Here is a 16,684-nt window from a genome sequence, read left to right as displayed (position 1 = left end):
CTAGTCAGCGCTTGAGAACTGCATGACGACTCGGAGGCATAAATAACAAAGGCCAGCATAAGCTGGCCTTTTGACTCGATTGAGCAGTATTTACTGCAAGCCGAGTTTCTTCTCCAGATAGTGGATGTTGGTGCCACCTCTCTGGAAGTTTTCGTCGCTCATGATCTTCATCTGAAGTTCGATGTTGGTTTTGATACCATCGATGATCAGTTCAGCCAGCGCGTTCTTCATACGGGAAATCGCGATTTCGCGTGTTTCGCCGTAGGTGATCAGCTTGCCGATCATGGAATCGTAATACGGCGGTACGGTATAACCGGCGTAAATATGCGATTCCCAACGGACACCAAAGCCGCCCGGCGCGTGGAAACGCGTGATTTTACCCGGGCTTGGCAGGAACGTGTTCGGGTCTTCCGCGTTGATACGGCATTCCACCGCATGGCCGCGAACCTTGACGTCTTTCTGCTTGATGGACAGTGGCAGACCGGCAGCGATGCGCAACTGCTCTTTGATCAGATCCACGCCGGTAATCATTTCGGTTACCGGATGCTCCACCTGAATACGGGTGTTCATTTCAATGAAGTAGAACTCACCGTTTTCGTACAGGAACTCAAACGTACCCGCACCACGATAGTTGATATCGACACAGGCTTTGGCGCAGCGATCGCCGATATTGCGGCGCAGCTCGTCCGTAATGCCCGGTGCTGGCGCTTCTTCCACCACTTTCTGGTGGCGGCGCTGCATGGAACAGTCACGCTCGGCCAGATAGACGGCGTGGCCCTGACCATCAGCCAGAATCTGAATTTCCACGTGACGTGGGTTTTCCAGATATTTTTCCATGTAAACCATGTCGTTGTTGAAAGCCGCTTTGGCTTCCGCACGGGTCATGTTGATGGATTGTTCCAGCTCTTTGTCGCTGCGCACTACACGCATACCACGACCACCGCCGCCGCCAGAGGCTTTGATGATGACCGGATAGCCGATGCGTTTTGCATGAACACGGTTAGCGTCCATGTCGTCGGTCAGAGGGCCATCAGAACCGGGTACGGTTGGAACACCCGCTTTTTTCATGGCGGTGATGGCTGACACCTTGTCGCCCATCAGGCGAATGGTTTCTGCGCGTGGGCCGATGAAGATAAAGCCAGAGCGTTCAACCTGCTCGGCAAAATCCGCATTTTCGGACAGGAAACCGTAGCCAGGGTGAATCGCGACGGCACCCGTGATTTCCGCAGCGGAAATAATCGCTGGGATATTCAGATAGCTTTTTGTTGACGGCGCCGGGCCGATACACACGGTTTCGTCCGCCAGCAATACGTGTTTCAAATCGCGATCCGCACTGGAGTGAACGGCGACGGTTTTGATGCCCAGTTCTTTACAGGCACGCAAAATACGCAGCGCAATCTCTCCGCGGTTAGCGATAACGATTTTATCTAGCATGATAAGCCTCGTTATTCGATGACAACCAGTGGCTCGTCAAATTCAACCGGCTGACCGCTTTCGACCAGGATGGCTTTAACCACGCCTGATTTGTCGGCTTCGATCTGGTTCATCATTTTCATGGCTTCGACGATGCACAGGGTATCGCCAACATTGACGTGCTGACCCACTTCCACGAAGGCTTTAGCATCCGGGCTTGGGGTGCGATAGAAGGTTCCAACCATTGGAGAACGAACGATGTGTCCACTGATGGCAGCCGGTGCTGCTGCAGCTTCCACTGGCGCTGGTGCAACGGCTGCGGCCAGTGCAGGCTGTGGCTGCATCATCGGCGTAGCGTAAGCCTGTTGCATCATCGGGTAGTTAACCGCTGCTGGGGCACGACTGATACGTACTGATTCTTCACCTTCAGAAATTTCCAGTTCGGCGATGCCGGACTCTTCAACCAGTTCGATCAGTTTTTTGATTTTACGAATATCCATGGATGTGGTTCCGTACTCTTTTGTTTAATTGGAAGTTGACAGGCGTTTTACCGCCGTCTGTAAAGCATACTGATAACCATCTGCCCCCAGGCCACATATCACGCCTACCGCAACATCAGAAAGGTAGGAATGATGACGAAAAGGCTCACGTGCGTGCACGTTGGACAGATGAATTTCGATAAACGGAATCGCGACAGCCAGCAAGGCATCACGCAGCGCAACGCTGGTGTGGGTAAATGCCGCCGGGTTAATCAGAATGAAGTCGGTGTTTCCTCTGGCCTGATGGATGGTATCGATCAGGACATGTTCCGCATTGGATTGCAGATGGGAAAACTCCACGTTCAATGCCTGCGCCTGTGTTTCCAGCTCGCTGACAATGTCTGCTAACGTCGTCTTACCGTATTTGTCGGGCTCTCGGGTTCCTAGCAGATTCAGGTTTGGACCGTTCAAGAGCAAAATGTGAAACTTTTCTGCCATTGTGCTGCTATCTCCCGCGATTGACTTGGTGTCGCACAAAATAGCGCGAAGCTATTCGTTTGTCACCTTTCGTGACGAAAATTGTCCGGCCCGAGAAATTAAAGTCGTGCATTATAACCATATCGTGGCAATTCGCAGCTAAATACTGGTCTTATCTGCGGAGATATTCCTGCGCCAGACCGTGAGAAGGCGTGAATCTCACTGCGGTCCGTCACCGGCTTTTCCCGTGTCGCTGCGGCGTTTAGCGCCACCATTGGCGAAATTTCTTATAACGAAACAGCAGCAATATCAGCGCCGCGAGCGCATACAAAATAGGCTGCGGTGAGAGCGTTTTAACTGACCAAAGATAGTGGATAGGCGCAAGGATGGCGACTAAATAGACGAAATTATGCAGTTTTTGCCATTGCGATCCCAACTTGCGCATCATTATCTGTGGCGACGTCACCGCCAGCGCCAGCAAAATCAACCAGCTTATGATTCCCAACGTTAAATACGGTCGGGATATCAGCTCTTTGCCCAGCAGCGCCAAATGATCCAGACCCAGCTCCAGCAGCGCATAGCTCACCAGATGTAACGTCGCCCAGAAAAAGCACCACAGCCCGAGGAGGCGTCGGCAGCGAATAAGCAGCGGCTGTTTGCCGTAGCGCGCTAATGGTGTAACCAGCAGCGTCGCCAGCAGCAATTTCAGCGCCATTCTTCCGGTAAAGTGCTGGATATCTTTGGCCGGGTCGGCACTGAACCACCCTTGGTCAACGGACAATATCAGCCACAGCAGCGGCAGAAAACCAGCCAGATGGAGTAGCACTTTTAACCGGGTAATGTGTTGTAACGTCAGTCTCATGCTGATGTGGATTCCTATCCTGACAAGGTGTTATTGGCTAGACGTTTTGTGTTATTAGCTAGATGTTTTGTGTTGTTAACTAAAAATTATCGCGCAGATTCAGGCTGCGATACAGCGAGGCGACCTGATCGGCATAGCCGTTGAACAACAGCGTGGGTTGGCGCTCAACGTTAAGTAGCCCGCCGGAACCAATGACGCGTTCTGTCGCTTGCGACCAGCGCGGGTGATCCACATGCGGGTTAACGTTGGCATAGAAGCCATATTCATCCGGTGCCGCCAGATTCCATGTGCACGGGGGCTGTTCGCGAGTAAGCCGGATATGCACGATAGATTTGATGTTCTTGAAGCCGTATTTCCACGGCGTGACTAAGCGGATGGGCGCACCGTTCTGTGGCGGTAACGTCTTGCCGTAAACGCCGACGGCCAGCAGCGCCAACGGGTTCATGGCTTCATCGAGCCGCAGCCCTTCTACATAGGGGTAATCCAGCCCGCCGCCCATGAAGCGATCTTTTTGTCCCGGCATCTGTTCCGGATCGTAAAGCGTCTGAAACGCTACGTAGCGGGCATTGCTGGTGGGTTCGGCGTATTTAATCAGTTTGGCTAACTCAAACCCGACCCACGGAATCACCATTGACCACGCCTCAACACAGCGGAAGCGATAGATGCGCTCTTCCAGCGGAAAGCGTTTGAGCAAATCGTCGATATCCAGCGTGAGGGGTTTGGCGACATCGCCGTCTATTTTGACGGTCCAGCCTTCGGTTTTTAGCCCGCCGGCATTCGCTGCCGGATCGGCTTTATCCAATCCAAATTCATAGAAGTTGTTATAACCCGTGACTTTATCTTCCGGCGTGAGCGGCAGATCGAGTTTCCAGTCGGCAGGTTGGCTAAATGTGAGCGGTTTACCCGGCGGCGCTTTCGGTTTATCACCGCCTTTAAACCAGGCCAACAGGTCAGCCTGTGCAGAAAATGGCAGTGAGAGCGCCGCTGCGGAAATACCCAGCGCTTTTAAGACGCGCCGACGCTGATAGAAGAGGGATTCCGGGGTAACGTCGGCTTCCGTGAACTTGCGATGTTTGTGCATGTGAACTCCCGCCAGTCATTATTATTGTTGACGCAAAGTGGCGTTTTTAATGCTTACCGTTCACTTAGTTATAGATTAATTGCGGTAGAAACCGCGACAGGAGAGATGAAATACTTTTTTGCAGGGTGTAACAGCCACCCGAAGGTGGCTTATACCCGTCATACTTCAAGCTGCATGTGCGTTGGCTTCCCTTACTCACCCCAGTCACTTACTTGAGTAAGCTCCTGGGGATTCGCACGGTTGCCGTCTTCCTGCAACTCGAATTATTTAGGGTATAGCGTACAACAAGAAAAAGACGTTAGCTGATTTTCACCAGCGTGCGGCCAGTGACTTTGTTTTCCAGCAGTGCGGCAGCGACAGCAGGGACGTCTTCTAATCCGATTTCCTGTGTGACCTGCTGATAGAACGACTCAGGCAGAATGGTAGCCAGACGCTCCCACGCTTGCTGACGGCGAGCCAGCGGTGCCATCACGGAATCCACGCCTTGCAGGCGAACATTGCGTAAAATAAATGGCATCACGGTAGTCGGCAGGGCAACACCGCCAGCCAGACCGCACGCGGCGACCGTTGCGTTGTAATCCATCTGCGCCAGCAGCGTCGCCAACACGTTATCGCCGACGGTATCCACCGCGCCAGCCCAACGTTGTTTCTCCAGCGGACGAGGGCTTCCGCTGAATTCGCTGCGATCCAACACCTGTTTGGCGCCCAGTTTCTTTAGGTAATCGGTGTTGTCAGCACGGCCGCTGACGGCAGTGACCTGATAACCTAGCTCTGCAAGCAGGGCGACTGCTGTGCTGCCGACGCCGCCGCTGGCACCCGTCACAATAATGTCGCCGCTTTCCGGCGTGATGCCACCGTCTTCCAGCGCCATCACACACAGCATCGCGGTAAAGCCCGCTGTACCAAGAATCATGGCCTTACGCGCATCCAGCGACGCGGGCAGTGGCACCAGCCAATCGCTCTTCACGCGCGCCTGTTGCGCCAATCCGCCCCAGTGGTTTTCACCCACGCCCCAACCGGTCAGGATAACAGGCTGGCCGACGCTAAACCGATCGCTGTCGCTGTGGCGTACGGTTCCTGCGAAGTCGATCCCAGGAACCATCGGGAAGTTACGGATAATTTTGCCTTTGCCGGTAATGGCAAGCGCATCTTTATAGTTAATGCCGGACCAGTTGATATCGACAGTTACATCCCCGGTGGGAAGCTGCTCGGCGTCAATCTCGCGAATCTGAGCGTGGGTCAGTCCGTCTGACTGTTCAAGAACTAAAGCCTGCATGGGCTATCTCCTGTGGCAGGATTAAAATGGGGAAGTCATTAACGACTATAGTTATTACAGGTACTATTTGTTAAAAGGTACTGTTTGTTAAAAAAGGTACTATGTTGCTGGCCTATGCGAACTGATAAAAAACAACAAACTCGCAGAAATAACAATTATTTGGAATAGGACGCAGGGATGGGATTTACGACCAGGTTCTCGATACTCATAGTATTGCTGACGGTTCTCGCCATTTTTCTTATGCTTTTCAGTAGCATATTTAGCCTCTGTTATTATAGCCAGTTGCGAACCGAGCAGCAGCTACGCGAGGTCACGGCCAGTATCGATCAGGCGCTATTAGTGCAATCGCCCGAAAATATTCAATATTGGCTGCCGGGAATGATGAAAACGGCAGGCATTGTGGCGTTGGATATTCAGGATAACGATTCGACCCTCTATTCAATACAGCTGCCCGAGGCCGGCTGGGAACGCACGCATCTCTATCATGAGGTCGAGTTTCCGCTGATGCATCATTTGAACATGACGATCGCCTTAAAATATGTCGACCCGCTGATTGGTTTACCGCGTTTCGTGGTGTCGACGCTATCAGTATTGCTGGCCGCGGGCCTGATGCTCCTCATGCTGTACTTTTCCATTCGCTGGCTGCGTCGGCAGGCTGCCGGACAGGAAGAGTTGGAAAAACGCGCACAGCGTATTCTCAAGGGCGAGCGAGAATCGGTTATGCAGGGCTCGGTACGTGAATGGCCAGTTAAGACCAGCGGGGCGCTCGATCAACTGCTGTCTGATTTAGTGGAAGCGCGTGAGGAACGCGGGCGGGTTGATACGTTAATTCGTGCTTTCGCCGCGCAGGATGCTGAAACCGGGCTGAGTAATCGTCTGTTTTTTGATAATCAATTGACCACACAGCTTGAGGATGGCGAAGAAGTGGGGACGCACGGCGTCGTCATGATGATTCGCGTACCTGATTTTGAAACTTTGCAAGAAACGCACGGCTATACCAGTGCGCTTCAGGAATACCGTTTCACGCTGGTCAACCTGCTATCGACGTTTGTCATGCGCTATCCCTCTGCGCTGCTGGCGCGTTATTTCAGCAGCGATTTCACCGTATTGCTCCCCCACAGCACGCTAAAGGAAGCCACTGCGATTGCCACGCAGTTGGTGAAGTCTATCGATATTCTCCCCGCCTGTCCGTTGATCGATCGCGAGGACGTTCTCCACATTGGTATTTGTGCCTATCGCGGCGGGCAAAGTGCCGAGCAGGTGATGGAGAGTGTGGAAGACGCGACGCGCAATGCGGTGTTGCAGGGCGGTAATAGTTGGTGCGTGTTTGACAGGCAGGTGCCTGACAAAGGACGCGGCAGCGTGAAATGGCGGACCTTGCTGGAACAGACGCTGGCACGCGGTGGCCCACGGCTGTATCAGAAACCTGCGGTGACAAAAGAGGGCGTGGTACATCATCGCGAAATGATGAGTCGGATTTATGACGGGGAACAGGAACTGCTCGCAGCGGAGTATATGCCGCTGGTTCAGCAACTGGGGCTGGCAGCCAGCTATGATCGGCAGCTTGTCGCACGAATTATTGACCTATCAGCAAGCTGGCCTGGAGAAACACTGGCTTTACCGGTAAGTGTGGACTCACTTTTGCAAAAGCCTTTCCTGCGCTGGCTAAAAGAAATGTTGCTGCAATGTCCGAAAACGCAGCGTCAGTGCATTTTATTTGAACTTGCAGAGGCAGATGTCTGTCAATATATCGGCCGCCTGCGCCCGGTTCTCAATTTGATCCTGGGATTAGGCTGTCGCCTGGCGGTTACGCAGGCGGGTTTGACGCTGGTGAGTACGACGTATATCAAGTCACTCCCCGTGGAGATCATCAAGCTTCATCCTGGTTTGGTCCGCAGCCTTGAGCGCCGTCCGGAAAATCAGCTGTTTGTACAAAGCCTGACCGAGGCCTGTAAAGGGACGCAAACGCGGGTGTTTGCCGCTGGCGTGCGAACCAAAGAGGAGTGGCGGATGCTGTTGGGCAAGGGAGTTTATGGTGGGCAAGGCGATTTTTTTGCCGCATCAGTCCCTGTAACGGATGAGCTGAAAAAATATTCACCGCGGCATCGTGTTTAATATAAACGTCCCGTTCAAATTGACGTAGAATGAGGCGGTTGTTAAATCGGTTAGTGTGTGCTTACGTTAGCGGCAATCCGATTAAATGTTAGATTTTATGTCCTGTGTTAGCGCAATTCTGTCGGGTGGACAGTGGTAAGATGCCTTGCCGCCTGAGGAGAAAGCATGTTGTGCCTTCTCCCTGACGCCGACGTGCGCAACTCAGACTTATTTTTCACCGAAGCAGAGCCTTTTCGTGCCTTGTCGCTGCTTCGTGTGGTTGGTAAAGTAGGCGGATTTATTTTTCGCCCCCAGCTTGCAGGATTATCCTTTAGTTATGTTTAAGAAATTTCGTGGCATGTTTTCCAACGACTTGTCCATCGACCTGGGTACCGCCAATACCCTGATTTATGTTAAAGGGCAGGGCATCATACTGAATGAACCCTCTGTGGTTGCGATTCGTCAGGATCGTGCCGGTTCTCAAAAAAGCGTGGCGGCAGTCGGCCATGACGCTAAGCAGATGCTGGGCAGAACGCCTGGGAATATCGTGGCGATTCGCCCGATGAAAGACGGTGTGATTGCCGATTTCCAGGTCACAGAAAAAATGTTGCAGCACTTCATCAAGCAAGTGCATAGCGACAGCTTTATGCGTCCGAGCCCGCGCGTGCTGGTATGTGTTCCGGTCGGGGCAACGCAGGTTGAGCGTCGTGCCATTCGCGAATCCGCGCTGGGTGCCGGTGCCCGTGAAGTGTTCCTGATTGAAGAACCGATGGCGGCTGCGATTGGTGCTGGCATGCCAGTATCCGAAGCGACCGGTTCCATGGTGGTGGATATCGGTGGTGGTACCACGGAAGTCGCGGTGATCTCGCTGAACGGCGTGGTGTACTCCTCTTCTGTACGTATTGGTGGTGACCGCTTTGATGAAGCGATCATCAACTACGTTCGCCGTAACTACGGTTCACTGATTGGTGAAGCGACGGCAGAACGTATCAAGCATGAAATCGGCTCCGCTTATCCGGGCGATGAAGTGCTTGAGATTGAAGTGCGCGGGCGTAACCTTGCTGAAGGTGTACCGCGTGGGTTCACGCTGAACTCCAACGAAATTCTGGAAGCGCTGCAAGAGCCGTTGACGGGTATCGTCAGCGCGGTCATGGCGGCGTTGGAACAGTGTCCACCGGAACTGGCCTCCGACATTTCCGAGCGCGGTATGGTGTTAACCGGCGGCGGCGCGCTGCTGCGTAACCTGGATCGTTTGCTGATGGAAGAAACCGGTATTCCGGTTGTGGTGGCTGAAGATCCGCTGACCTGTGTCGCCCGTGGCGGTGGCAAGGCGCTGGAAATGATCGACATGCACGGTGGCGATTTGTTCAGCGAGGAGTAATCCTGTCTGGAAAAGGGGGGACCGGATGGATGAACGCCTGCGTTTTTCATCTTTCGTGGTTACCCCTTTTTTATTTGCCTGAGCAATGAAATTCGCCCTACGGGGCACCGCTTTGTGACGTTAAAAATCGCCAGGTGCGATTTGAGGTTGCTGTCGAGGAATACGCAAATTTTATGAAGCCGCTTTTTAGCAGGGGGCCTTCCCTGCAATTACGACTTTTTCTTGCTGTCGTTACCGCGATTGTCGTGATCGTTGCGGACAGTCGGCTCGGTTCGTTCGTCAAAATCAGAACATACATGGACACCACCGTCAGTCCATTCTATTTTCTGGCGAATGGGCCCCGTCAGGTTCTGGACAATATGTCTGCCTCACTGGCAACCCGTGAGCAATTAAGCCTTGAAAATACCGCGCTGCGTCAGGAACTGTTGATGAAAAACAGTGACCTGCTGCTGCTAGGCCAGTTCAAGCAGGAAAATGCGCGCTTACGTGAACTGCTCGGCTCGCCACTGCGTCAGGATGAGCAGAAAATGGTAACGCAGGTGATGTCCGCCGGAACCGACCCCTATAGCGATCAGGTGGTGATTGATAAAGGTCAGGCGAACGGCGTGTATGAAGGGCAACCGGTCATCAGCGATAAAGGCGTGGTGGGTCAGGTTGTGGCGGTTGGTCAGTTTACCAGCCGGGTTTTGTTGATTTGTGATGTTTCCCACGCGTTGCCGATTCAGGTGCTACGCAATGATATCCGCGTGATTGCCGCCGGCAATGGCTGCGCCGACGATCTGCAACTCGAACACTTGCCTAACAATACCGACATCCGAGTGGGTGACGTGCTGGTCACATCGGGTCTGGGCGGTCGTTTCCCCGAAGGGTATCCCGTTGGTGTTGTGTCATCGGTCAAGGCCGATACACAGCGAGCCTATACGATTATTCAGGCACGTCCGACCGCAGGGCTACAACGTCTGCGCTATCTGCTCTTACTGTGGGGCGTGGAAAACAACTCCAATACGGCGCTGCCGCCAGCGGAAGTCCATCGGGTTGCCAATGAGCGTCTGATGCAGATGATGCCGCAGGTTTTACCGTCGCCTGACGACATGGGACCGCCGCTTCCTCCTGATACCGCTGCGCCCACCGCCGAGCCGCAAAGAGGCCGCCAATGAACCGTTATCGCAGGCATGGCAACTGGATTATCTGGCTTTCTTTTCTGATCGCCATGGTTTTGCAGATTATGCCGTGGCCGGATGAAATCTATATGTTTCGCCCCTCCTGGCTGACGCTGTTTCTCATTTACTGGGTGATGGCATTGCCACATCGGGTGAATGTCGGCACAGGATTTATATTAGGTCTGATTATGGACCTGATTCTTGGGTCTACACTGGGAGTACGGGCGCTGGCGCTGAGCATTATTGCTTATCTGGTCGCCTTTAAATTCCAGCTATTCCGAAATATGGCGCTATGGCAGCAGGCGTTAATCGTCATGTTGTTGTCGCTGCTGATGGACCTCACGGTATTCTGGGCAGAATTTTTAGTTATTAATGTCTCTTTCCGACCGGAAACATTCTGGAATAGCGTCGTTGATGGCGTACTCTGGCCGTGGCTGTTCCTGCTGATGCGTAAAATTCGTCGTCAGTTTACTGTGCAATAAGGTGATTCATGACTCAGCTTTATCTGGCCTCCGCTTCTCCTCGCCGTCGCGAACTGCTCACGCAGCTCGATATTCCTTTTTCTGTACTGAATGTCGCGGTGGAAGAACAGCGGTTACCGGAGGAGGCGGCGGAAGTTTATGTCCGGCGTCTGGCGCATGAGAAAGCGGCTGCGGGTGTCGTGGCGGCTCCGTCTGATTTGCCGGTTCTGGGTGCCGACACCATTGTGGTACTGAACGGCCAGGTATTGGAAAAACCACAGAATGAAGCCCATGCGGCAGAGATGCTGAGTCAGCTGTCCGGGAAACCGCATCAGGTGATGACAGCCGTCGCGCTGGCAGATAAAGACGATGTATTGAGCTGTCTGGTGGTAACCGATGTCGTTTTCCGTCCGCTCTCGCAGCAGGATATCGAACGGTATATCGCCAGCGGCGAACCGATGGATAAAGCCGGGGCTTACGGTATTCAGGGCAAAGGTGGATGCTTTGTCCGGTCGCTTAACGGGAGCTATTACGCGGTGGTTGGGCTGCCGCTGGTAGAAACCCATGAGCTATTCAGTAATTTTGCTGCGTTGCGGAGTGCAAGAGGAAAACATGACTGCTGAGTTACTGGTAAACGTTACACCGTCAGAAACGCGCGTTGCCTATATCGATGGCGGCATTCTGCAAGAAATTCATATTGAGCGTGATGCGAAGCGCGGCATTGTCGGCAACATTTATAAAGGCCGCGTGAGTCGCGTCCTGCCGGGCATGCAGGCGGCGTTTGTGGATATCGGTCTGGATAAAGCGGCATTCCTGCACGCATCCGATATCATGCCGCACACCGAATGCGTTGCCGGTGACGAACAGAAGAATTTTCACGTCCGTGATATCGCCGAACTGGTGCGTCAGGGGCAGGATCTCATGGTGCAGGTGGTCAAAGACCCGCTGGGAACCAAAGGCGCACGTCTGACGACGGATATCACGCTGCCATCGCGCTATCTGGTGTTTATGCCCGGTGCATCGCACGTTGGCGTGTCACAGCGGATTGAGAGCGAAGCGGAACGCGAGCGCTTAAAGAAAACGGTCGCTGAGTATTGCGATGATGACGGTGGTTTCATCATTCGTACCGCGGCGGAAGGCGTCGGTGAAGAAGAGCTCTCGCAGGATGCGGCGTTCCTGAAGCGTCTGTGGGGCAAGGTGATGGAGCGCAAAAAGCGCAACCAGACCAAATGTAAGCTCTATGGTGAAGTGGCGCTCGCCCAGCGAATTTTGCGTGACTTTGCGGGTGCCGCGTTGGATCGCATTCGCATTGACTCCCGACTGACGTATGAAGCGCTGCTGGAATTTACCGCCGAATACATCCCGGAGATGACCCGCAAACTTGAACACTATGCGGGTAAACAGCCGATTTTTGACCTGTTTGATGTGGAAAATGAGATTCAGCGTTCGCTGGACAGAAAGGTTGAACTGAAATCCGGTGGCTATTTGATCATCGATCAGACCGAAGCGATGACGACTGTCGACATCAACACGGGGGCATTCGTTGGCCACCGCAACCTGGATGAAACCATTTTCAATACCAACACGGAAGCGACGCAGGCGATTGCACGACAGCTGCGTTTGCGTAACCTCGGCGGCATCATCATTATCGACTTCATCGATATGAATAATGAGGATCACCGTCGGCGGGTGCTGCATTCTCTGGAGCAGGCGCTGAGTAAAGATCGGGTCAAAACCAGTATTAGCGGCTTCTCTCAACTAGGATTAGTGGAGATGACGCGTAAGCGCACGCGTGAGAGTATCGAGCACGTGCTGTGTCATGAATGCCCGACGTGTCATGGTCGTGGCACGGTGAAGACGGTAGAAAGCGTCTGCTATGAAATCATGCGTGAAATCGTGCGTGTCCACCACGCTTATGACACCGATCGTTTCCTGGTCTATGCCTCACCGGCAGTCGGGGAAGCGCTGAGAAGTGAAGAGTCGCACGCGTTAGCTGAGGTTGAGATTTTCGTCGGCAAACAGGTCAAAGTACAAATCGAACCCCTGTATAGCCAGGAGCAGTTTGACGTCGTCATGATGTAAATTCGTGCGCTCGTCGTCGGCGACGAAAGAAGGAGAAATTAGTGAGGCGACTGCCCGGAATACTCATCATCACGGGTGCCACTCTTGTCGTGATGGTAGCGCTGTTAGTCAGCGGCTTAAGACTGGTGCTGCCACAGCTCGATCACTTCCGGCCACAGCTGGTGGCCTGGGCGCAGTCTGCTGCCGGTATTCCGTTAGAAATCGGCTCGATGACGGGGCGCTGGGAGTCCTTTGGCCCCACGCTGGAAATTGAAAAGCTTCGCACGTCCCTGCCGGAATCGGACTGGCAGGTTGACCGTATTACGCTGGCGCTGGATGTGTGGCAGTCGCTGCTGCACGGGCGCTGGCAGTTTCGCGATCTCACGTTTCACCAATTAAAACTGGATATTAATAGCCAATTTACCGGGCAGCAGCAGGATAGCAAACTGATGGAGTCAGGGAAGGTCAGCGATCTTTTCCTGCGCCAGTTTGACCACTTTGACCTGCGTGACAGCCACATTACCTTTCTTACCCCTTCCGGTTCCCGCGCGGAGCTGAGCATCCCGCAACTGACCTGGCTGAATTCCGAGAAGCGCCACCGGGCAGAAGGCTTGATCAGCCTGTCGAGTTTTAATGGTCAGCACGGCGTCGTGCAGATGCGTATGGACTTGCACGACGATCAGGGGCTGCTCAGCAACGGTACGTTCTACCTGCAGGCTGACAATATCGATATGAAGCCCTGGCTCAGCCGCTGGATGAAAAACACGACCGGACTGGAAAGTGCCGATTTTAGTCTGGCAGCCTGGTTGAACGTCCGTGACGGCGACATCCACAGTGGTGATGTGTTCCTCAATCACGGAACGGCCAACTGGGGTGAAGGCAGCGATGCGCATCGCCTGAATGTAGATGACATGACGCTGCACGTCAGCCGTCAGGAAAATGGCTGGCAGGTCGATGTGCCTGAGTTGAATCTGGCAACGGATGGCGTCGTCTGGCCGAAAGGTCAGCTCTCAGCTCTCTGGCTGCCAAAGAATGAACACATGTTAGGGCCCGATCGGCAGGAAGCGCTGCGCGTTCGAGCCAGCAATCTGGCGCTGGAGCGGGTCAGTACGCTGCTCCCACTGCTGTCCGGGACGACGCCAGAATTGAAAGCGCGCTGGGATGAACTGCAACCGACGGGCACACTGAATACCGTTGCTGTCGATATCCCTCTGCAACAGCCGGAGCGAACCCGCTTTCAGGCCAACTGGCAGGATGTGAGCTGGAAGCAGTGGAAATTACTGCCGGGGGTCGATCATTTCTCTGGTTCTGCGCGCGGTAGCGCCGAGCGTGGTCAGGTCAGCGTCGAATTAAAACAGAGCACGCTGCCCTATGTGGATATGTTCCGTGCGCCGCTGGAAATTAAACAGGCCAGCGGCACGATTGACTGGCGTAATGATGCACAGGGTCTGGCGCTCTGGAGTCATGGACTAGACGTGCAGGCGAAATCGCTATGGGCTAACGGCGATTTCCGCTATGAACAGCCCGCTAAGCAGGAGCCGAAGCTGGATATTCTGGCGGGTATTCGGCTGACCGATGCGGCGGATGCCTGGCGCTATTACCCTGAACTGTTTATGGGCACCGAGCTGGTGGACTATCTGAGCGGTGCGCTGAAAGGCGGCCGTGTCGATAACGCCACGCTGATCTTTGCTGGTAACCCGCAGCATTTCCCGTATACGCACAACGAAGGCCAGTTTGAAGTCTGGGTGCCGGTTAAAGATGCCACCTTCGAATTTCAGCCGGGCTGGCCTGCGCTGACGCCGCTGGATATCAATCTGGACTTTGCCAACAACGGCCTGTGGATGTTTGCACCGCAAACCTGGCTGGGCAAGGTGGAAGGCAAAAACATTAGCGCGGTCATTCCCGATTATGAAAAAGAGATGCTGCTCGTCGATGGTGAACTGGATGGTCCGGGGCCGGAAGTAGGGAACTATTTTAATCAGACGCCGCTGAAATCCTCGCTGGGTGCGGCGCTGGATGAGCTGAAAATTGGCGGGCCGGTGAAAGGCACACTGCATCTGGATATTCCGCTTGCTGGTGATGATGTTCGCGCCAGCGGTGATATCGCGCTGAACAATAACAGCCTCTACATCAAGCCGCTGGATACCACGATTAAGAACCTCACCGGTAAGTTTCGCTATGAAAACGGCAACTTACGCAGTGACACGCTTCAGGCGAACTGGATGAATCAGCCGATGGCGGTCAATTTCACGACGGAAGAGCAAGCGAAGGCTTTTCTGGTGAATGTTGGCTTGCAGGGCGACTGGCAGCCTGCGCTCTTGCCCGGTTTACCAGCATCGGCCAGCAAAGCCCTGTCCGGCACGGTTGGCTGGAAGAGTACGGTGGCCGTCAACCTGCCGCATTCCGGTAAAACAACCTATGATGTTGATGTACTGGCTGATCTCAATAAAGTAAGTAGTCACTTACCTAACCCGCTAAGTAAACCCGCTGGCGAGAGCCTGCCGCTGGAGGTAAAAGCCAGCGGTGACCTGAATGGTTTCGCGATGCAGGGACGGCTGGGCAAGGATAACCACTTCAATAGCCAATGGCTGCTGAAAGGCGATACCGTGACGCTGGCGCGGGCAAGCTGGCAGAACGGGGCAGCGGTGGCGCCTGCATTGCCAGACGATTCTTCGCTGGTGCTCGATCTTCCGCCGCTGGATGCTGAAAGCTGGCTGGGACTCCTGCCTTCGTTGCGTGCCTCGACATCGGCGGAAGGGAAAAAAGCGCAGAGCGCTTTCCGTTTTCCTGAAGCGGTGACGCTGCGGACGCCTGAGCTACAGCTGCTGGGGCAACAGTGGCACGATCTGGAAATCACGCGCAAAAATACGCTTGCTGGCAGCGAAGTGCAGGCAAAAGGGCGTGAAATTGACGGAACGGTTGAGATACCCAATCGTGGCATGTGGCGCAGCGACATCAATTATCTCTACTACAATCCTCAGTGGAAAGGGAATGAAGCGACCAATCCGGTGGCATTAGCAGAGAAAAAATCACCGCTAAACGACCCGAGTATCAGCTTTGAAGACTGGCCGTCGCTGGCGGTTAACTGTCGCCAGTGCTGGATTATCGGGCAGAATATGGGACGTATTCAGGGAACGCTGCTGACAGAAAAGGAAAAATTAACGCTGGCAGACGGTATGATTGATACGGGCAAGGCGCGTCTGACGGTAAACGGTTCCTGGCAGGAAAATGCGGAAGGCGTGCGGACGGCGCTAAAAGGCCGTCTGACGGGGGATAGCCTGGAGCAGAACGCTAACTGGTTTGGCGTTGATTCACCGCTGAAAGCCGGTTCTTTCGATGTGGACTACGATCTGTACTGGCGCGGTACGCCTTGGGCGCCGGATATTGCCAGCCTGAGCGGAATATTGCACACGCGTATTGGTAAAGGTGAAATTGCCGAAGTGGGCGCGGGTCAGGCGGGTCAACTGCTACGTCTATTGAGCTTCGATGCGCTGATGCGTAAGCTGCGATTCGATTTTAGCGATACGTTTGGTCGCGGATTTTACTTCGACTCGATTCGCAACACGGCATGGATTAAAGACGGCGTGTTGCATACTGATGATATGTTGGTCGACGGTCTGGAGGCCGATATCGCGATAAAAGGCGATCTCGATCTCGCTAAGCGACAGGTCAATATGGAAGCGGTTATCGCCCCGGAAATTTCCGCGACGGTGGGGGTGGCGACCGCATTTGCCGTTAACCCGGTTGTCGGGGCCGCGGTGTTTGCTGCCAGTAAAGTGCTGGCACCGCTATGGAACAAGATTTCGCTGATTCGCTACCAGATTTCCGGTAGCCTCGATCAGCCAAAGATTCAGGAAGTGTTGCGTGAGCCGAACAAGAAGAAAGGCGAATAATGCCGTTGGGGCAGCGCAGCGTACTCAGCCGATTATCTGATAAAGA

14 protein-coding genes are annotated in these 16,684 nt (G+C 53.9%); 8 read left to right on the top strand and 6 right to left on the bottom strand.

Going from position 1 to position 16,684, the window contains the following annotated elements; genetic code table 11:
* Positions 1-90 precede the first annotated feature (90 nt).
* The 6 genes from accC to acuI all read right to left on the bottom strand — a co-directional run bounded on the left by accC (position 91) and on the right by acuI (position 5,588).
* Positions 91-1,434, bottom strand: coding sequence for an acetyl-CoA carboxylase biotin carboxylase subunit (gene accC, locus MYB54_RS20260; RefSeq protein WP_039557841.1), 1,344 nt, complete (start codon positions 1,432-1,434; stop codon positions 91-93).
* Between the two features lie 11 nt (positions 1,435-1,445).
* Positions 1,446-1,913, bottom strand: coding sequence for an acetyl-CoA carboxylase biotin carboxyl carrier protein (accB, locus tag MYB54_RS20255; protein WP_010681551.1), 468 nt, complete (start codon positions 1,911-1,913; stop codon positions 1,446-1,448).
* Positions 1,914-1,937: 24 nt separating this feature from the next.
* Positions 1,938-2,390 (bottom strand): type II 3-dehydroquinate dehydratase, encoded by a 453-nt coding sequence (gene aroQ / locus MYB54_RS20250; RefSeq protein ID WP_010681552.1) that lies wholly within the window; start codon positions 2,388-2,390, stop codon positions 1,938-1,940.
* Between the two features lie 241 nt (positions 2,391-2,631).
* Entirely contained in the window at positions 2,632-3,231 is a 600-nt protein-coding gene (gene msrQ, locus MYB54_RS20245) for a protein-methionine-sulfoxide reductase heme-binding subunit MsrQ (protein ID WP_014913834.1), read from the bottom strand.
* Between the two features lie 79 nt (positions 3,232-3,310).
* Entirely contained in the window at positions 3,311-4,312 is a 1,002-nt protein-coding gene (gene msrP, locus MYB54_RS20240) for a protein-methionine-sulfoxide reductase catalytic subunit MsrP (RefSeq protein ID WP_248721278.1), read from the bottom strand.
* Between the two features lie 298 nt (positions 4,313-4,610).
* The gene (acuI, locus tag MYB54_RS20235) at positions 4,611-5,588 is read right to left on the bottom strand and encodes an acrylyl-CoA reductase (NADPH) (RefSeq protein WP_039282849.1); all 978 of its coding nucleotides are present in this window, start codon (positions 5,586-5,588) and stop codon (positions 4,611-4,613) included.
* A 177-nt stretch (positions 5,589-5,765) separates the two neighbouring features.
* Between acuI and csrD the strand changes: the two genes are divergently transcribed.
* The 8 genes from csrD (at position 5,766) to yhdP (ending at position 16,638) form a co-directional block, all read left to right on the top strand.
* Positions 5,766-7,703, top strand: a complete 1,938-nt coding sequence (csrD, locus tag MYB54_RS20230) for an RNase E specificity factor CsrD (protein WP_039282847.1) — start codon at positions 5,766-5,768, stop codon at positions 7,701-7,703.
* Between the two features lie 165 nt (positions 7,704-7,868).
* Positions 7,869-8,027 carry a hypothetical protein gene (locus MYB54_RS20225; RefSeq protein WP_155121814.1) on the top strand — a complete coding sequence of 53 codons (159 nt, stop codon included), beginning with the start codon at positions 7,869-7,871 and terminating at the stop codon, positions 8,025-8,027.
* The gene (gene mreB, locus MYB54_RS20220) at positions 8,020-9,063 is read left to right on the top strand and encodes a rod shape-determining protein MreB (RefSeq protein ID WP_010300322.1); all 1,044 of its coding nucleotides are present in this window, start codon (positions 8,020-8,022) and stop codon (positions 9,061-9,063) included. The genes MYB54_RS20225 and mreB overlap by 8 nt, the downstream gene beginning before the upstream one ends.
* Positions 9,064-9,236: 173 nt before the next feature.
* Entirely contained in the window at positions 9,237-10,220 is a 984-nt protein-coding gene (mreC, locus tag MYB54_RS20215; protein WP_014913839.1) for a rod shape-determining protein MreC, read from the top strand.
* Positions 10,217-10,705, top strand: coding sequence for a rod shape-determining protein MreD (gene mreD / locus MYB54_RS20210; protein WP_012772977.1), 489 nt, complete (start codon positions 10,217-10,219; stop codon positions 10,703-10,705). Before mreC ends, mreD begins: the two co-directional genes overlap by 4 nt.
* A gap of 8 nt (positions 10,706-10,713) precedes the next feature.
* The gene (locus tag MYB54_RS20205; RefSeq protein ID WP_039510003.1) at positions 10,714-11,307 is read left to right on the top strand and encodes a Maf family protein; all 594 of its coding nucleotides are present in this window, start codon (positions 10,714-10,716) and stop codon (positions 11,305-11,307) included.
* Positions 11,297-12,766: a ribonuclease G gene (gene rng, locus MYB54_RS20200; RefSeq protein WP_010300332.1), complete on the top strand. Its 1,470-nt coding sequence runs from the start codon at positions 11,297-11,299 to the stop codon at positions 12,764-12,766. The genes MYB54_RS20205 and rng overlap by 11 nt, the downstream gene beginning before the upstream one ends.
* A 41-nt stretch (positions 12,767-12,807) precedes the next feature.
* Positions 12,808-16,638 (top strand): AsmA2 domain-containing protein YhdP, encoded by a 3,831-nt coding sequence (gene yhdP, locus MYB54_RS20195; protein ID WP_248721277.1) that lies wholly within the window; start codon positions 12,808-12,810, stop codon positions 16,636-16,638.
* The last annotated feature ends 46 nt before the right edge of the window (positions 16,639-16,684 follow it).

Source organism: Pectobacterium nicotianae, from assembly GCF_023272715.1.
Classification (GTDB): Bacteria; Pseudomonadota; Gammaproteobacteria; order Enterobacterales; family Enterobacteriaceae; genus Pectobacterium; species Pectobacterium brasiliense.
Note: the sequence above shows the minus strand (reverse complement) of the source record. Positions and strands in the feature narration are given on the sequence as shown.

Excerpts from the sequence above, each read along its gene's own strand:
- accC (WP_039557841.1), bottom strand. The coding sequence starts at position 1,434 with ATGCTAGATAAAATCGTTATCGCTAACCGCGGAGAGATTGCGCTGCGT.
- accB (WP_010681551.1), bottom strand. The coding sequence starts at position 1,913 with ATGGATATTCGTAAAATCAAAAAACTGATCGAACTGGTTGAAGAGTCC.
- aroQ (WP_010681552.1), bottom strand. The coding sequence starts at position 2,390 with ATGGCAGAAAAGTTTCACATTTTGCTCTTGAACGGTCCAAACCTGAAT.
- msrQ (WP_014913834.1), bottom strand. The coding sequence starts at position 3,231 with ATGAGACTGACGTTACAACACATTACCCGGTTAAAAGTGCTACTCCAT.
- msrP (WP_248721278.1), bottom strand. The coding sequence starts at position 4,312 with ATGCACAAACATCGCAAGTTCACGGAAGCCGACGTTACCCCGGAATCC.
- acuI (WP_039282849.1), bottom strand. The coding sequence starts at position 5,588 with ATGCAGGCTTTAGTTCTTGAACAGTCAGACGGACTGACCCACGCTCAG.
- csrD (WP_039282847.1), top strand. The coding sequence starts at position 5,766 with ATGGGATTTACGACCAGGTTCTCGATACTCATAGTATTGCTGACGGTT.
- MYB54_RS20225 (WP_155121814.1), top strand. The coding sequence starts at position 7,869 with ATGTTGTGCCTTCTCCCTGACGCCGACGTGCGCAACTCAGACTTATTT.
- mreB (WP_010300322.1), top strand. The coding sequence starts at position 8,020 with ATGTTTAAGAAATTTCGTGGCATGTTTTCCAACGACTTGTCCATCGAC.
- mreC (WP_014913839.1), top strand. The coding sequence starts at position 9,237 with ATGAAGCCGCTTTTTAGCAGGGGGCCTTCCCTGCAATTACGACTTTTT.
- mreD (WP_012772977.1), top strand. The coding sequence starts at position 10,217 with ATGAACCGTTATCGCAGGCATGGCAACTGGATTATCTGGCTTTCTTTT.
- MYB54_RS20205 (WP_039510003.1), top strand. The coding sequence starts at position 10,714 with ATGACTCAGCTTTATCTGGCCTCCGCTTCTCCTCGCCGTCGCGAACTG.
- rng (WP_010300332.1), top strand. The coding sequence starts at position 11,297 with ATGACTGCTGAGTTACTGGTAAACGTTACACCGTCAGAAACGCGCGTT.